This is a genomic window from Vibrio variabilis (assembly GCF_003263785.1).
In the GTDB taxonomy this organism is placed as follows: Bacteria; Pseudomonadota; Gammaproteobacteria; order Enterobacterales; family Vibrionaceae; genus Vibrio; species Vibrio variabilis.
Genome location: NZ_JYJK01000127.1, coordinates 1 through 16,608 on the forward strand (window position 1 = coordinate 1; position 16,608 = coordinate 16,608).

The 16,608-nt window shown below is 48.7% G+C and carries 11 protein-coding genes and 3 pseudogenes; 1 reads left to right on the plus strand and 13 read right to left on the minus strand.

Annotation, left to right across the window (positions count from 1 at the left end; translation table 11 throughout):
- From TZ48_RS20825 to TZ48_RS20835, 3 genes and pseudogenes are all read right to left on the minus strand, one after another.
- Positions 1–2,078: heavy metal translocating P-type ATPase (locus TZ48_RS20825; RefSeq protein WP_112480513.1), on the minus strand; the 2,078-nt coding region annotated here is incomplete at its 3' end.
- 69 nt (positions 2,079–2,147) lie between these two features.
- Positions 2,148–3,610: pseudogene (locus TZ48_RS20830) on the minus strand (MATE family efflux transporter).
- 76 nt (positions 3,611–3,686) lie between these two features.
- Positions 3,687–4,103 carry a CBS domain-containing protein gene (locus tag TZ48_RS20835; RefSeq protein ID WP_112480514.1) on the minus strand — a complete coding sequence of 139 codons (417 nt, stop codon included), beginning with the start codon at positions 4,101–4,103 and terminating at the stop codon, positions 3,687–3,689.
- 239 nt (positions 4,104–4,342) lie between these two features.
- On the opposite strand from TZ48_RS20835, the gene TZ48_RS20840 reads away from it, so the two are divergent.
- Positions 4,343–4,600: a hypothetical protein gene (locus TZ48_RS20840; RefSeq protein ID WP_112480515.1), complete on the plus strand. Its 258-nt coding sequence runs from the start codon at positions 4,343–4,345 to the stop codon at positions 4,598–4,600.
- A 29-nt stretch (positions 4,601–4,629) separates the two neighbouring features.
- On the opposite strand, the gene nirD is transcribed toward TZ48_RS20840, so the two are convergent.
- The 10 genes and pseudogenes from nirD to TZ48_RS26525 all read right to left on the minus strand — a co-directional run bounded on the left by nirD (position 4,630) and on the right by TZ48_RS26525 (position 16,291).
- Positions 4,630–4,956 (minus strand): nitrite reductase small subunit NirD, encoded by a 327-nt coding sequence (gene nirD, locus TZ48_RS20845; protein ID WP_112480516.1) that lies wholly within the window; start codon positions 4,954–4,956, stop codon positions 4,630–4,632.
- A 2-nt stretch (positions 4,957–4,958) separates the two neighbouring features.
- Positions 4,959–7,454 (minus strand): nitrite reductase large subunit NirB, encoded by a 2,496-nt coding sequence (nirB, locus tag TZ48_RS20850; protein WP_112480517.1) that lies wholly within the window; start codon positions 7,452–7,454, stop codon positions 4,959–4,961.
- Between the two features lie 11 nt (positions 7,455–7,465).
- On the minus strand, positions 7,466–8,293 hold the full coding sequence (locus TZ48_RS20855; RefSeq protein ID WP_112480518.1) for an ABC transporter ATP-binding protein: 828 nt from the start codon (positions 8,291–8,293) through the stop codon (positions 7,466–7,468).
- Between the two features lie 71 nt (positions 8,294–8,364).
- A complete protein-coding gene (locus tag TZ48_RS20860) occupies positions 8,365–9,333 on the minus strand; it encodes an ABC transporter permease (protein ID WP_112480519.1) in 969 nt (322 codons plus the stop codon).
- 63 nt (positions 9,334–9,396) lie between these two features.
- Complete coding sequence (locus TZ48_RS20865) at positions 9,397–10,797, minus strand: CmpA/NrtA family ABC transporter substrate-binding protein (RefSeq protein ID WP_239671017.1); 1,401 nt, start codon at positions 10,795–10,797, stop codon at positions 9,397–9,399.
- Positions 10,798–11,114: 317 nt separating this feature from the next.
- Positions 11,115–11,687 (minus strand): ANTAR domain-containing response regulator, encoded by a 573-nt coding sequence (locus TZ48_RS20870; protein WP_112480520.1) that lies wholly within the window; start codon positions 11,685–11,687, stop codon positions 11,115–11,117.
- A gap of 9 nt (positions 11,688–11,696) precedes the next feature.
- Positions 11,697–12,676 (minus strand): annotated as a pseudogene (locus TZ48_RS20875) (glycosyl transferase family protein).
- Between the two features lie 53 nt (positions 12,677–12,729).
- Positions 12,730–13,446, minus strand: a complete 717-nt coding sequence (gene cobA / locus TZ48_RS20880) for a uroporphyrinogen-III C-methyltransferase (protein WP_112480521.1) — start codon at positions 13,444–13,446, stop codon at positions 12,730–12,732.
- Between the two features lie 2 nt (positions 13,447–13,448).
- The gene (locus TZ48_RS24500) at positions 13,449–13,586 is read right to left on the minus strand and encodes a hypothetical protein (protein WP_162674683.1); all 138 of its coding nucleotides are present in this window, start codon (positions 13,584–13,586) and stop codon (positions 13,449–13,451) included.
- Between the two features lie 28 nt (positions 13,587–13,614).
- Positions 13,615–16,291, minus strand: a pseudogene (locus tag TZ48_RS26525) (nitrate reductase).
- Between the last annotated feature and the right edge of the window lie 317 nt (positions 16,292–16,608).

Genomic DNA, 16,608 nt, shown 5'->3' on the forward strand with positions numbered 1-16,608 from the left:
GCTACATCCGTACCGCCTCCCATCGCGACCCCAATATTGGCGGCTTTCATTGCCGGCGCGTCATTAATGCCATCCCCCACCATCGCTACTCGATGCTGGCTGGCCAGTTCATTCACATAACTCACTTTATCCGCAGGTAACAATCGCGCTTTGTAATCCATCCCAAGAGGAGAAGCGATGGATGCGGCGCTGCGTTCATTATCACCGGTTAGCATGATGGTTCGGATACCAAGTTTGGACAGTTTTGCCACTGCCTCTGCGGTATCTGGCCTGATTTCATCTTGCCACGCAATCAGACCCTGCAGCGTCATCCCCAGTTCGGTGTTGCAAAGTGCGACCACAACAGTTTTACCTTGATCCTCAAGTGCTGAAATTTGCTCTTGAGCCTTGCTCGAAATCGATACTTCAAGCTTAGAAGGGGCAGAAAGAGTCCACTTCACACCTCCCAACATGCCTTCAACGCCCACACCAACCAGCGCTTTTTGCTCTGAAGCCGGCGAAATTGCGATGCCTTTGCTTTCTACATAACGCACTAACGAAGTCGCGAGTGGGTGGTTAGAACCCTGCTCAATCGACGCTGCGGCTGAAAGCAGCTCGTCTTCAGACAATGCACCATTCACTATCACATCCGTCACTTGCGGTTTGCCTAACGTTAGGGTACCCGTTTTATCAAACGCCACGGATTCGATGTTGCCAAGCTGCTCAAGCGCTGCCCCACCTTTAATGAGGGCACCGCGTCTTGTCGCCGCAGCCAATCCAGAAGTAATGGCTGCTGGTGTTGAAATAACGAGAGCACAAGGACAAGCTATCAATAGCAGTGCGAGGCCTCGATAGATCCACGTTTCCCAAGGCTGAGCAAACAGAAGTGGTGGCGTCACGATAACCAGCAAAGACACCAGCATCATAAGCGGGGTATACCAGCGGCTAAATTTATCGAGAAAGCGCTCAATCGGCGCTCGGCGTGACTCGGCTTCTTCAATAAGGTGTAAGATGCGATCAATCGCATTCTCACCTTGTTTTGAGGTCACTTTTAGGCGCACGACTTTATCAGCCAGCACTGCGCCAGCCATGACCGTGTCACCCACCATGCGCTCAACGGGCACCGATTCACCAGTCAGTGCGCTCTCATCAAAACTGGCGTTGGCACTTAGGAGTTCACCATCAGCGGGCATTCTATCGCCTGGCGCGACTTCGATAATGTCGCCAGGCTCAAGCAGAGCAGCACTTTTCTTTTGGCGGGCATTGTCAACAATGACCGTGGCTTCTTCTGGTACTAACGACATGAGCGCTTGAACGCCACTTCTTGCTCGCGAGGCTGCGAACGCTTCAAGGCGCTCACCAATCAAAAACAGCAGCAGCACCATAGCCGCTTCTACCGTTTCACCAAGATAAAGCGCACCCATCGCCGCCACACTCATTAAAGTTTCAATGGCGAAAGGCGTACCGGATTTAGCCAGCTTGATGGCTTTGGCACCAATCGGCATTAGGCCAAGGATACAAGTCAGAGTAAATAGCCACTCACTGATAACAGGATAAGCGCCTTTAAAGGCAGCGGCGATAACCATACCACTGGATATCGCTAGGATATGAGCGTTGTCTTTAAAGGTCTTTTTCCAGCCTGTCAGCTCAACGTCACCGTTGTTACTGACCGTACTGCCATCTAATGCATTGAGGGTAAATCCGGCATCGGCAACAGCGGCTTCGACTTGTGAAAATAGCGCGGCATCATCGACTCTCACTACCAATTTTTCAGTAGCAAACATCACTTTTGAATTTACAACACCTTGGATTCGACTGGTTGCGGTTTCTACTTTTCGCGCACAGGCGGGGCAATCCATGCCGGCGACTTTCCAAGACTTTAGCAGCCCTGTAGATTCGGTTGAGGATTGTGGTTGACTGCTGGAGGCAGCGGGCTCTTCAGGTTCCGCGCCGCAGCAACTATCACCAGATTGGCAGCCTTCCGTCGAAGCTGCAGCGATAGTGGAAACTTGGCTAATTTTGGGTGCATCACAAGCGTCACTGACCGGACGAATAGCATTGATTTTTTGCGTACTGCACGCTTTATGTTTATTACACATGGGACTCTCCTTTTCATATCCTTAACCCCAAGTGTAAACCTTGGAGCTAGCTCCAAGGTCAAGAACAAATTAACCAGAAAGGGTTGGTGATTCGAGTTGTTTGTCGATTTTCGATACTTCTTCGATCATTACTGGATCATGGGAACAGAAAGGCTGTGAATTGACGCTAACAATACTTGGGTCTTTGGTTTGCGTGCACTCACCCGTTTTATGAAGCTCTGCAATATGAAAACGCAGCACAATGTAACCAAGGACACCAAACACAATATTGCCTACGGCTTGACCATACAAAACGCCCAAGGCGCCAAACCACAGAGACCCGAAATAGACGAATGGCAAGGTACCAGCGGTCGCTTTTCCCAAATTGAGCGCAGTGGAGTACAGCGGTTTGCCTAGGTTGTTAAATGATGTATTGGCTACAAACAGCACGCCATTAAACACGAAGGTGATCGCCACATAGGTAGCGAACGCCGCAACAATATGCGCCGCATCGCCGGTCAATGAAAACACCGCTATTAAAGGATCTTGAACTAGGTAGAGCAACAAACAAACCACCAGCGTGTAGAACGTAGTGACGATTAACGAGTTCTTTAATGTCTCTTCAACCCTATCAATCCTTGCTGCGCCGAAGTTTTGGCCAATGATAGGGCCAACTGCCCCCGATAGTGCAAAAATAAACGCAAAACACACGGGAATAATGCGACCAATTACGGCAAAACCTGCCACATAATCCTCACCATATTGAGCAATAGCTGTGGTAACAATTGCGTTGCCGATTGGCGTCGCGGTGTTAGTGACAATCGCAGGTAGTGCAATCGCAAGCATGACCTTGGTATCGCGTTTCACGGAGTCAAAGGTTGGTCTAGAAAGCAGTTGATGGACTTTGATGAGCGGTACAAATGAGAAATAGAGCACGGCGAATCGAGCGACGACAGAAGCCGCCGCAGCGCCTTCTACATTCCAATTAAAGCCAAAGATAAATAACGGGTCGAGAATAGCATTAACAATGCCCCCGCGAGCGTTGCCCACATCGAACGCTTAGCATCACCTGCGGCACGAAGCCCGGCACCACTCGCCATCCCAAGGGCAATGAGTGGCGTACTCGGAAGCAAAACCCACAAATAGGCTTCAGCACGCTCATGCGCTCGACCTTCCGCTCCAATGGCTGTAAGAAGTTCCGGTATATAAGCGCACATCAGTGCGGTCACCAAAGCACTGATCACGAAGGAGATAACCAAGACACTACTGCCGATCTCTCGCGCATAGCTGATGTTCTTCGCACCGATGGCTTTGGACATCAAAGCGCCCATGGCAATGGATGTACCGATACTGACAGACGTAGCAAAAAAAGTGAGGGTGCCCGCAAAGCCCACCGCAGCGGCGAGCTCTGCCTGTCCGAGCATACTGATAAACAGCATGTCGAGTAAGTCGACAATGAAAATTGCCATAATGCCCACAGTCGATGTTCCAGACATCACCAATATGTGGCGCATCGTTGATCCCTCAACAAACTTGGCAGACTGTTCAGCCATTGAATTCCCTTTCTGTTTACAAACGCTCTACAAACAACAAAGGGCGCCGCAGCGCCCGTTTCGAGTAATATCTAGTTTATACCGGATGTTTGAAGCATGCTTCAATCGTTTTACCAATAGCACGCAGCACATCACGACGGGTAATCACACCAACCAAACGGCCATTGTCGATTACAGGGTACATTTTTGGCTTACCCACTTTCATCATATCAGCCAGTTCGATAATGGAGGTATCCGGTGTAACAGACAATACCTCACGGTACATACAATCCCCTACCGTATGCGTATCCTGACAGTGATAGCTCACTTTTACTAATTTCTCGAGCAAGTCTTGTTCAGAGATAAAACCAATCACCTGCTCTTTATCATCAATAACAGGCCCGCCTAAGTGGGTCGATTGCATCACTTTGTCGAGTGCTGCACTGAGCGACATGTCTTCCGTGAACGTGACCGTTCTTTGCGTCATATAATCTTTTACTTTTAGCGACTCCATAGCACTCTCCTTACCTCCCAACATCCAAACCCTGTTCGTTCATTGTGGTGCAATCCGTCACAAGGTAGAAATGGGACTTATCGATACTATCGATAGTGAATTCCTATCACAGCGGAAACCCCTTGACTCCACTGCATTGATATTTCTAAGCGTAAGACGGTTTTTTCGATTTTGCCTATCTTATCGATAAGAATTTTGTAACAATCCCTTGGATTAGATTTTCTGTTACTGGCGCCATCATGTTTAAAAAGCTACTTCAATCCTTATCCGATGCTGTTGAATTTCGCTCACGTATTTGGGTGGTTCACATCTCAGAATCGTTTCTTAAAGACCAATCCTTCGTAGTCAATGAGGATCAGTTTTCAAGCTCGTTATCTTGGATGAGAAGCCGCGGCTACTCTCAAACTATGCTCGACAAAGTCGAAGCAATGAAGCGTTCACAAGTACTCGTTGTGGAGCTGGGAGACACCACTCATCAGCTAATGAGGGTGAAATAACCTCACCCTCATCTTTATTGAGACATCGCTTACGCTGACATCACCCACACTTCCTCACCACGCACTTCCACCTGCCAAGTTTTCACGCTGACTTTTGGCTCTTCAATACATTGACCAGAGATGAGATCGAAGTGCTGTTTGTACAGTGGCGACGCCACACAATCTCGTCCGCCGATATCACCAACAATCCCCCGGCTTAGCACAAAGGCTCCGCCAATCGGATCCCAGTTGTCAATTGCGAACACACCTTGGTCTGTCTCTGGCAAGTAAAACAGTGCAAGTTGCTCATCGCCAACCAATGCACCTCGACCTTGATAAGGGGTCAAATCAGCCACGTCACAAATCTTGTTCCACATGATTAGTCCTCCAGTTGCGGGTCAACGATAGTTACAGGGATCCTTTGACCTCGAACGCGCTGGTAGCCAAGATCCTTGCTTTGCTGGTCACTGTTAATAAAAGGCATAAACGTCGCGCGCTTCTCTTCAGACTCAACGGCGGTTTTCCATTCACATTGGTAGGTATCAACAATGTGTTGCATTTGCGTTTCAAGCTGCGTGTTAATACCTAATGAGTCCTCTATCACGACTTGCTTCAAGTAATCTAGCCCACCCTCTAAGCTTTCCATCCAAACCGATGTACGCTGCAGACGTTCGCCCGTCTTCACGTAGAACATCAACACTCTGTCGATCAAAGTGACCAACTCTTCTGTGGTGAGATCAGACGCGAGTAAATCTGCATGACGTGGACGCATCCCACCATTGCCACATACGTATAAGTTCCAACCATTTTCGGTGGCGATCACACCAATGTCTTTACTTTGCGCCTCGGCACATTCACGTGTACAACCTGACACCGCAAACTTGATTTTATGTGGAGCACGAAGACCCTTGTAGCGATTTTCAAGATCGATAGCGAGACCCACGGAATCATCGACGCCATAACGACACCACGTCGAGCCCACACACGACTTCACTGTGCGCAGCGACTTACCGTAGGCGTGGCCGGTTTCAAAGCCTGCTGAGATTAATGTGTCCCAAATTTCCGGAAGTTGCTCCACCTGAGCACCAAACAAGTCCACTCGCTGGCCACCGGTAATCTTGGTGTAAAGATCAAACTTCTTCGCCACCTCACCCAGTACAATCAGTTTTTCAGGAGTAATTTCACCACCGGGGACACGTGGCACGACTGAATAAGAGCCATCTTTTTGTAGATTCGCAAGGAACAGATCGTTTGAGTCTTGTAATCCACGATGTGAGCCTTCTAGAACATGTTCATTCCACAGAGAGGCAAACACAGAAGCCGCTGTAGGCTTACAAATGTCACAGCCTTTACCCTTACCGTGCTTTTCAATCAGTTCATCAAAGCTCTTAATGGAATCCACTTGGCAAATGTGAAACAGCTCCTGTCTTGAAAATTCGAAGTGTTCACAAAGATGGTTATTAACCTCTTGTCCCATCGCCACCAGCTCTTCATCAAGAACGCTTTTCACCATGTTGGCGCAGCCACCACAGCCAGTTCCAGCCTTAGTTTCGTCTTTTAATGTCGCGAGATCATGAGCGCCTGCATGAATGGCTTCGACCAAATCCCCACGAGTTACATTGTGACAAGAACAGATCATGGTTGAGGCACTTGCGCCGCCAGATAGTGAACTGGTATCAAACAGCAGCTCCGCTGGATGCTCAGGTAGAGTTTTCTCATTGAGATACGCTTGCAAGAGCAAATCGTAATCGGTGGTATCGCCAACTAGAATTGCGCCTAGGAGACGGCTACTGCTTTCATCAACGATGAGCTTTTTATAAGTGCCTTTCGCGGTATCTTGCAACACCATCTCTTTTGCCCCAGGTGTTTGCATTTGTGCGTCACCGATGGAAGCAACATCAACCCCGAGTAGTTTGAGTTTGGTGCTCATGTCGGCACCTTCAAACGTCGCCGCTTTGCCCATAAGCTGGTCTGCGACTGCGCGCGCCATGGCATAGCCAGGTGCCACCAAGCCAAAGATACGATTTTGCCAAAGAGCACATTCACCGATTGCGTAAATCGCTTCATCACTGGTTTGGCAATGATCGTTAATCACAATGCCGCCACGCTTACCAATATCTAAACCCGCCTCTCTTGCAAGTGCGTCTTGGGGACGAATACCGGCGGAGAATACCACTACGTCTACATCCAAAGGCTCAGCATCTTTAAACACCATACGGTGATAAGCGGTTTCACCATCAACGATCTTATCGGTACCGGTTGAGGTATGAACCGTTAGCCCTAGGTCTTCAATTTTGTTCTTCAACAGACCGCCAGCACCATCATCAAGCTGCACTGGCATGAGTCTTGGCGCAAACTCGACTACGTGAGTGTCAAGTCCAAGAAGCTTCAAGGCATTGGCTGCTTCAAGTCCAAGCAAACCGCCACCGATGACCGCACCCGTTTTCGCTCCCTCACACGCTTTACGAATCGCAGAAAGATCATCCAAAGTTCTATATACGAAGACGTTGTCGCGATCTTTGCCTTCAATCGGTGGCACAAACGGATAAGAGCCCGTCGCCAACACCAAGTGGTCATAACCAAGGATGTCTTCGTCATCAAGAGTGATACGTTTGCTCTGTTTATCAACGCTGGTGACACGGCTGCCGAGAACAAGCTCAACGCCATATTTTTTGTACCACTCTTCATCTCCTAGCATCAGAGAATCGTGCGAGTTACCAGAAAACAGCGATGAAAGCTGAACACGGTCATAGGCCGCATAACGCTCCTCGCCGATCACCGTAATTCGATAATTTAAATGTCCTTGCAGGCTAATGAGATGAGCGATGAAATGATGCCCAACCATGCCATTGCCGACTACAACGATATGTTCCATACCTCGTCTCCCTATGCGCTTTTCTGCTTGCTGATTTCTGCCGGTGCTGACAACTCGTTTTTCGCTTGCTTCTCATATAGGAAGGTCAATACGGCTTGACGGTATTTCTGATATTGCGAATTGTCGGCCATCGCGACGCGATTTCTAGGTCGTTGGAGATCGATATCTAACACTTCACCAATCGTCGCTGCCGGTCCATTCGTCATCATCACTATCTTGTCGGAGAGAAGCACGGCTTCATCCACATCGTGAGTAATCATGATGACGGTATTGTTGAGCTCCGCCTGAATCGCCATTAGCGCATCTTGCAGCTTGGCCCGTGTCAGTGCATCGAGTGCGCCGAACGGTTCATCCATCAATAAGACTTTGGGTTTTAGCGCTAGAGCGCGGGCAATACCGACGCGCTGCTTCATACCGCCAGAAATTTCATCGGGTCTCTTGTCGGCCGCATGAGCCATTTCAACCAGGTCGAGATAGTGATGAACTTGCTCTTTCACCCAAGCTTTATCTTTGCCCTTGGCGACCTGCTTTACTGCTAGTTCAATGTTTTCATACACCGAGAGCCAAGGCAGCAATGAGTGATTTTGGAATACTACCGCTCGCTCAGGTCCCGGTCCATCGACTTCACGCCCATCGACAATCACACCACCATCGGTTGGGAAATGCAGTCCCGCGACCAAGTTCAACACTGTGGACTTACCGCAGCCTGAGTGACCAATTAGCGAGATAAACTCCCCTTTTTGGATCTGTAAATTGACATTCTTGAGTGCCACAAACTCCCCTTGTGGCGTGGGGAACCGCATTCCTAGCTGGGTCAGGTCAAGTAAAGGTTTCGACATCGTTAACTTCCTTATTCGATAATCAAGGCGTCATTTCTTCTCAATGAGAACAGAATGACAACAGAGCCTAGTTAGCGGAGCGATTGTTGTTTGTTCCAAGAAAAATGCTTTTGCAGCAGTAACATGCCGCGATCAAGCAAAAGTCCGATAAATCCGATGGTGATCACCGCGACCATAATGCGGCCTAGTGACGCTGAGCTACCATTTTGGAACTCATCCCATACGAATTTGCCAAGCCCTGGGTTTTGAGCCAGCATTTCTGCGGCAATCAACACCATCCAAGCAATACCTAGTGACAGTCGAAGGCCAGTGAAAATCATTGGGATCGCAGAAGGCAATACAATGGTGCGAATGTGCTGCCACCAAGAGAGTTTCAACACCTTACTCACGTTCAGAAGATCTTTGTCCACGCTAGTGACACCAACAGCGGTATTGATGAGTGTTGGCCATAAGCTACACAGCGCAACGGTAATCAATGAGTTGACAAAAGATTTCGCAAACAAAGGATCGTCACTCACGTATGTCGCACTCACCACCATGGTCACGATAGGCAGCCAAGCCAAAGGTGATACGGGTTTTAGTAGTTGAATGATGGGGTTAAATGCCTGGTAAACACCCTGATTCAACCCCAGCACAATCCCTAGGGGAATCGCAATCACTGACGCCAAGATAAACCCGCCCGCCACAGTAATCAATGAAGTGCCAATTTGGTCAAAGAAAGTCGGTTTCCCGGTGTAAGGGCGAATCTTCACTTTCGCGTCCGGGTTTTTCGCCAGCTTGGCTGCATTGCGCTTTTCTTGACGCTCAACAAACGCCAGCGCTTTATCGCGCTCCTCAACGTGTTCTGCGGCTAAATTTTTGAATTGTTCAAACGTCTGAACTGGACCCGGTAAGGTACCTAAAGACGTCTCTACCTGTTTGGCTGCCAAATGCCACATCATCAGGAAACACAAGATCCCAATGAGGGGGAACAGCAGCACTCGGCTGCGGTTCACCACCATGTCGCGGCTTGGCTTAAGTGAAATTACGTTCGTTGCCATCGCCTATACTCCTTAGCTTTTCTCGGCTTACTCGCTTTAACGTTCGTGATAAGACGATTACGTCTACACTTTGTCGTTACCTTTCAGACCAATAGAGAACTTTTTCAGGTACTCGTTCGGCTTAGTACCGTCATAAACGATGTTGTCGATAAAATGAGTTTGTGGGGCGCGGAAGCCATCTTCATTTTTGAAGTCAGGGAAGTCTTTCGACGTTAGCACACCATCTTCTACCAAGGCTTCAGCCGCTTGTTGATAGATATCAGGGCGGTAAACTTCTTTAGCGATATCCATGTACCACTGGTCGTCTTGCGAGTCTGCAATCTGTCCCCAACGTCGCATCTGCGTTAGGTACCAAATCGCATCACTGTAGTATGGGTAAGTGGCGTTATGACGGAAGAACACGTTAAAGTCCGGCACATCACGCTTATCACCTTTCTCATACTCAAACGTACCGGTCATGCTGTTGGCGATAACCTCAGCATCAGCGCCAACGTAGGCACTTTTCGAGAGCATTTTCACGGCTTCTTGACGGTTAGCATTGTTGTTTTCATCCAACCAATGTGCGGCGCGGATAAGCGCTTTCACCACGCGGATATGCGTATTAGGGTTCTCTTCAGCCCAAGATTTCGACACACCAAACACTTTCTCAGGGTTGTTTTTCCAAATCTCGTAATCCGTAACGACAGGAACACCAATGCCCTTAAACACCGCTTGCTGGTTCCACGGTTCGCCCACGCAATAGCCTTCAATCGTGCCCGCTTCCATTGTGGCTGGCATTTGAGGCGGAGGGGTCACGCTAAGCAGAACGTCTGCGTCAACTTGGCCGCTGTTATCACCTGATTTTGGTGCGTAGTAACCTGGGTGAATTCCGCCGGCTGCTAACCAGTAGCGCAGCTCATAGTTGTGGGTAGAAACTGGGAACACCATACCCATGTTGAACGGCTTACCCTCATCAAGATACCCTTCAACTACAGGCTTTAGCGCATCTGCCTTGATTGGGTGAACGGGTTTACCATCAGCCTGCTTAGGAATATGCGGCTTCATCGCATCCCAAGTATTATTAGACACAGTGATGGCGTTACCATTGAGATCCATGCTGAATGCGGTAATGACCTCTGCTTTAGTACCGATACCGATGGTCGCTCCTAGAGGCTGACCAGCCAGCATATGAGCGCCGTCCAGCTCACCATCGATGACGCGGTCTAGCAGTACTTTCCAGTTCGCTTGTGCTTCCAAGGTGACATAGAGACCTTCATCTTCGAAAAAGCCTTTTTCGTAAGCCACCGCCAGCGGTGCCATATCAGTCAGTTTGATAAAGCCAAACTTGAGCTCTTCAATTTCCGGCTCACCCAACTCAGCCCAAGCCGATGTGCCAACCAGTAGCGTTGCCGTTGCAATCGTCGCGGTACTGACGCGGTGAAACGTCTTACCCACTTTGTTTGCTCGTTGCGTCCATTTGTTCATAACACTTTCTCCGTGTGATGCTTAAAAATTTTTTCCAAAAAAAAGGCGCTACTGCCATGTATAAGCAATAGAGCCTATGTTTAAGCAGTAACGCCGTCGCCAACCTTTCTTTCACCGCCGTTGATGATTTCAGGAGCTGCCCACTTAGGGGCGGGGGTATTGTAGTTAGTATTGATAATCCAATATGCGTGCCAACTTTTATTTATCTATAAAATCAATGATTTACATTAAAACAATCTCCATCCTGGCCATTTTTTGCTTCTCCAGTGTGCACCCTGCACCAATTGAATGAATTATCATTAACCCCAAAGTAGTAGTTAGAGGTGGATAGATTCCAAAGTGTTGATCAGATTCTTTGCGACTTGAGCCAGCGATAAACTCGACTGCATGGCGGATTTGCGAAGCGCAGCAAATGCCGTCTGTTCATCAAGGTGGTGGTGCTTCATCAGCAGCCCTTTGGCCTTCTCGATGACTTTTCGCTCTTCAAGTTTTAGGTTCAGTGCTGCGATTTTTTGGTCATCTTGAATCGATTTCTCTCGCACTTGTCTAGCGTGAATTACCCAAGCACTAAGTTCAAATTGGGAATCATGAGGCAACAAAACGTAATCGTTGCTCACTGGTAAACGATTGATATCATTATTATTGAGCTGTTTAAGGATAACGAGAAGTGGCCGCTGTCGCTGCTTAGCGACCTCAATGATCAGCGACAGTTCAGCACAAGGTTGCTGCCAAGAAATGACAAGGGTCGCTGAGGGCTCTTTTTCGAGCATGGACTCCAGCTGAGACAGCTGGCAGCCCATAATTCTATCAAAGTCTCTGGCAAGCCTAGCGCTTATATGCGCCTGCTCGGCGATTGAATCGCAACAAACTAAGACTGGTGTTTTTGGCATACGATTTCCCTAACATAGTGTTCCTTCACTCGTTAGTCCATCGCAATATGTGTGCCAAAGTTGCTGAGCTTTGGTTTGTGCCTTATTCCAATCTGCCGACAAGGTAAACAGCGCCACCGTCATCGTACTAATTACTGCATTGGCCATCAGCTCTTGCTCATCTTCTGGTGTGCCCAGCGGACAAGAAATCTCACGTTGGGGGTCATGCTCTCTTCAATATAGCTCGAGTTCACCTTACCGTTTTCTGCCCACCAAATGGTTTGACTTACTTTGGGGTTATACTCGGTCTCGCCCGACTGACCTTTAAAAGAAACGGTTCGCTGAGTTTGCTCCGTTGGTAGGTGCACTAAAGATTCCACTTTAGCGTGTAGCTCTTGAAAGCCTGGGTGGAAACTGCCGCGCAGTGCAAACGGCGCATTCGCTGGGTTTAAAGCGCGAGCGACGGTATTGACAGGCGTTCTTAGTCCGTAACGATGCTTCCAATCGAGCATGGTCTTAACTTGCGGCAGAAAATTCTCTAGGGGTAAGTAAGTAATATTGAACTGCTCGAGCAACTGCTGCGCATCCGCAAGACTGTTTGCGGTGGTGATATTAAGCTGGTTTAAAAAGTCTCTCGCGTGCAGGCGGTTATGCATTTTATCCAAATCGCCATGGAGCAAGATTTTCACGCCGCTGTCCGCCAATATCTTAGCTGCAACTAAATGCCACGGTAAACCTGACGTTTGGCCGGTGCGTTTTCCTGCATACAAGGGCCAATCGAGATCAGCAAAGCTCTCTGATGAAGATTTAAGCGCCTGTACAAAGCCAGCAATTTCCTCCGGCGTTTCATCTCTAACGCGAATAAGCATCATCAGCATGGCCATTTGGTCATCACCGACCTCGCCATTGATAAACGCGGCCATGACTTCACGTGCCTGAGTTTGCGTCAGCGGACCTCTACCTCGTGAACCACGACCCACCGTGCGAATACATTCTTGAATTAACGACACATCTTCTCCTACTTAATGTGACTGTCCCGCCTAACCATCTAACATCGGTTACATCAAGGCGCTGACACCAACCGCTCGTCTTGACTAACTTCTTTCGCTATATCAACAAGCTGCTGGCGAATCGACACCACTTCACCAATGATCATCAACGCCGGGCTCAAGCCGCGAAGTTGCTCCGCGATTTGATTCAGTTGCGATAGCTCGAAAGTATATACTTCTTCTTCTGCGCTACAACCTTTGCCGATAATAGCAACAGGTGTTGAGGCACTCAGTCCAGCCTGTACTAAGCCACTCTGAATCTCGAGGCTTTTCTCAAGCCCCATATAACAAACTAACGTTTGCCCTTGAGCAATCAGCGATGACCACGCAGGCAGTGCGCCAGATACGACATTGCCAGTGACAAAGGTAACACTGCGCGCCACTTTACGATGAGTCAACGGGATAAGCGCGCTTGAAGAGCAGCCCAGTGCGGCAGTAATGCCTGGAATGACTTCAAACTCAATGTTTGCCGCTTTTAGCGCCAGTGCTTCTTCGCCGCCACGGCCAAATACAAAAGGGTCACCGCCTTTTAACCTTACTGCTCGATACCCTTTCCGGCCACAATCTTTAAGGATTTCGTTGATTGAATCTTGATTCAGACTTGGCATACCACAGCGTTTACCTACATAGAATCGTAACGTGCTGCTGGGAATCAAATCCAAGATCGGCTGACTGACTAAACGATCATAAACCACAATATCCGCCTGAGTTATCCGCTTGTGGGCAGCCATAGTTAGCAAATCTGGATCGCCCGGACCCGCCCGACAATAGAGACAAAGCCATTTTCAGAAAGATAAGGCAGCTCATCAATAAAGCCGACATCTTGCTGCTGGTGCAAACGGTATGCGTGCTCATTCCTTTGAGTATTCATCCTACAACTCCTAGAGTAACTGAACTTACTATTTAACTATCACATCGATATGCTGAGCGTGCTGAAAGTGCTGATTGGCGAGCTTTTCCACCTCCGGTAGACAAGAGCCGCAATTGCTGCCGCATTTGAGCTGACTTTGAAGCTGAGCGACACTGGTATGGTTTTGAGTTTGAATCGCATCAATGATCTGTTTTTCAGTCACTCTAAAACAGCTACAAACCAGCTTACTTGTGGTTCCCGTTTGGGTCGCCTTTAGAAGTTTTGAGAGTGAAAAAGGCTGCCCCAACAGCTGAGAAAGCTGCTCGACATCAGCATCAAAGGTCTTATTTTCGACTTGAACAATACTTTTAACCGTCAGCGCGGCGTCATCAGCACAGCTTAGCGTTACCCAGCCGTGCTCGGTATCCATCACCAATAGCTTGCCTTTAAGGGCAGCGCCTGTTGCCTGGTTCCAAGTGTGCTTCTCTAATGGCACCTGTGTCGCATAGCGCCATAAACGCCCACCAGCGCCGCCAGTGTCAGTCACTTGCATCGAGCGAAGTCCGCCAGATCACGTAGCTTGTCACCACCCTCGCCTAAGGCAACCATATAGCTGCCAATGCTAAATGGCGCGACGCGAACCAACGTCGATTTAAACGCCGGCTGACCCGAAATAGGGTCAACCACGGATTTTGTTACCTGGTTAACACCACTGCCGGCACCAAATTCACCTGCCCAATGCATCGACAAATACACACTGTGCATACTTAAACCTTCGTCTGCTTTAATACGAGCGACCACATTACCGCTGTAACCAGGCAGTGTTAGTTCAGCAAGTTGCTCCGTTTTAAGCTCTGCTCTTTCAATGGAGATTGGGTTGAGGTAAAGCGTAGGCTCGACCTCCTTTTGAGTAAGCGAAGGAACGTAGCCTGTGCGCGTCATGGTATGCCACTGATCGCGGTCACGCCCGGTATTAAGAATGAATTCTTGATGTCCGCGCGGCGTCTCAAGCTCAATGCTCTCGGGAACAATCAAATTGGCGCGCCCAGAAGGTGTCGCAAAAACGCCGTTGGCAAATGGTCTCTCACCGCCAAGCGGCCACTGTATCGGTTGCCATTGCTGATAATCGCTTTCAGTCATTGTACTTAGCTGGCTTAAATCGAATAACTGAGGCGAATGTTTGTTAATACCTGACAACTCAACGTGTTCTTTGAAAATCTCGTACTCACTGTGATACCCAAACCCGTCGGGAACATCCATTAGGCGGCACAAAGCCTGACCTACTTTAGAGATCGCCCACCAATCTGGCCTGCTTTCACCGCGCATAGGTAAGAATGCTCGCTGGCGAGACATCATGCGCTCAGAGTTGGTCACCATACCCTGCTTCTCACCCCATCCTGCAGCGGGTAGCAAGATATCTGCATACTGAGCAATATCAGAATCAGCACAGATATCCGACACTATCACCAACTTACAGCGCTTGAGTGCTCGTTTGATTTTCTGACTTTGCGGCAGTGATACAACTGGATTGGTCGCCATGATCCAAACCGCTTTCACTTCACCGCGTTCAATCGCATCAAACAGATCCACTGCTTTCAAGCCCGGTTTAGTTGCCATATTTGGCGCCTGCCAAATAGACTTAACCTGCTCTATCGACTCAGTATCAAAGCCACGATGGGCAGCCAATTGATTCGCCAGTCCACCGACCTCTCGTCCCCCATGGCGTTGGGCTGACCAGTAATCGAGAATGGGCCACATCCTTCACGACCGATTTTACCCGTTAGCAAGTGAGCATTAATAATGGCATTGCCTTTATCAGTGCCATTCTCAGCCTGATTCACTCCCTGGCAATAGAGCGTAATCACGCGCTGCTTGGTCGCGAACCAATGATAGAACTGTTTAAGGCGAGTTTTGTCGACTTGAGTTTGCTCTGCCACAGCATCAAGAGAGCAAGAGGGTTGTTTTAGCGCTCTCATCAGCGCATCCGCGCCTTGCGTGTGCTCATCGATATACTTTGTATCAAACTGCTTGGTGTCATCGCAATATCGCGCCAACCCCATAAACAGTGCCACATCGCTGTCACTCACAAGAGGCAGGTGGAGATCCGCTTGTTCTGCAGTCATGGTTTTACGAGGGTCGATCACCACCAGCTTTAAGTTTGGATTTGATTCTCTTGCCTGTTGAATTCGTCGGAAGACAATGGGATGTGTCCAAGCCATATTAGAGCCCACCAACACAATCATCTCCGCCAACTCAAGGTCTTGATAATTCACGGGGACGACATCCTCGCCAAATGCACGAACGTGAGACGCGACCGCAGACGACATACAAAGTCGAGAGTTGGTATCAATGTTGGCGCTGCCAATAAAGCCTTTCATAAGCTTGTTGGCAACATAGTAATCTTCTGTCAGCAGTTGTCCCGATACATACATAGACAGCGCGTCACTGCCATGTTGCTGTTTGATGTCATAAAACCGCTCTGCGATAGTATCAATCGCTTCTTGCCACGACGCCTGTTTACCGTTGATTTTTGGATACAACAACCTTGCAGGCCCCGTATGGCTTTGATCTAAAGATGAACCTTTAACACAAAGCGCGCCCATGTTTGCTGGATGCGAAAGATCGCCACTCGTTGATGCTTGATTCGGGGTGCTGACACACTTGGCCACTAAGCCGCAGCCGACACCACAATAAGGACAGGTTGTTTTGACACTTCTCGGCTTCATAGCTTCTCCTTGAGCCCGGCGACATCGATAAAAAAGGCGCCTCTTCTTATTTCAAGAAGAGGCGCCTTTGCCATTGACGAGTTAGTTATTGTTCACGGTCATCTGTCTTGTTCTGCACAAGACACAGCCTTTGTGAAAAGAGGGAGCAAGAATGATTCCAATAATGATAATTTTAATTATCAATAACTTACGAGTGCAGACGTGCTTTTCGATGCACTATTTTGGTGAGACGCACAAATAATGGGCGCTCATTGCTCAATTTTTAGGTAACCACCAGTAATGTACTTCCTTTACCCTATCTTGAGCGCTAAACTCTA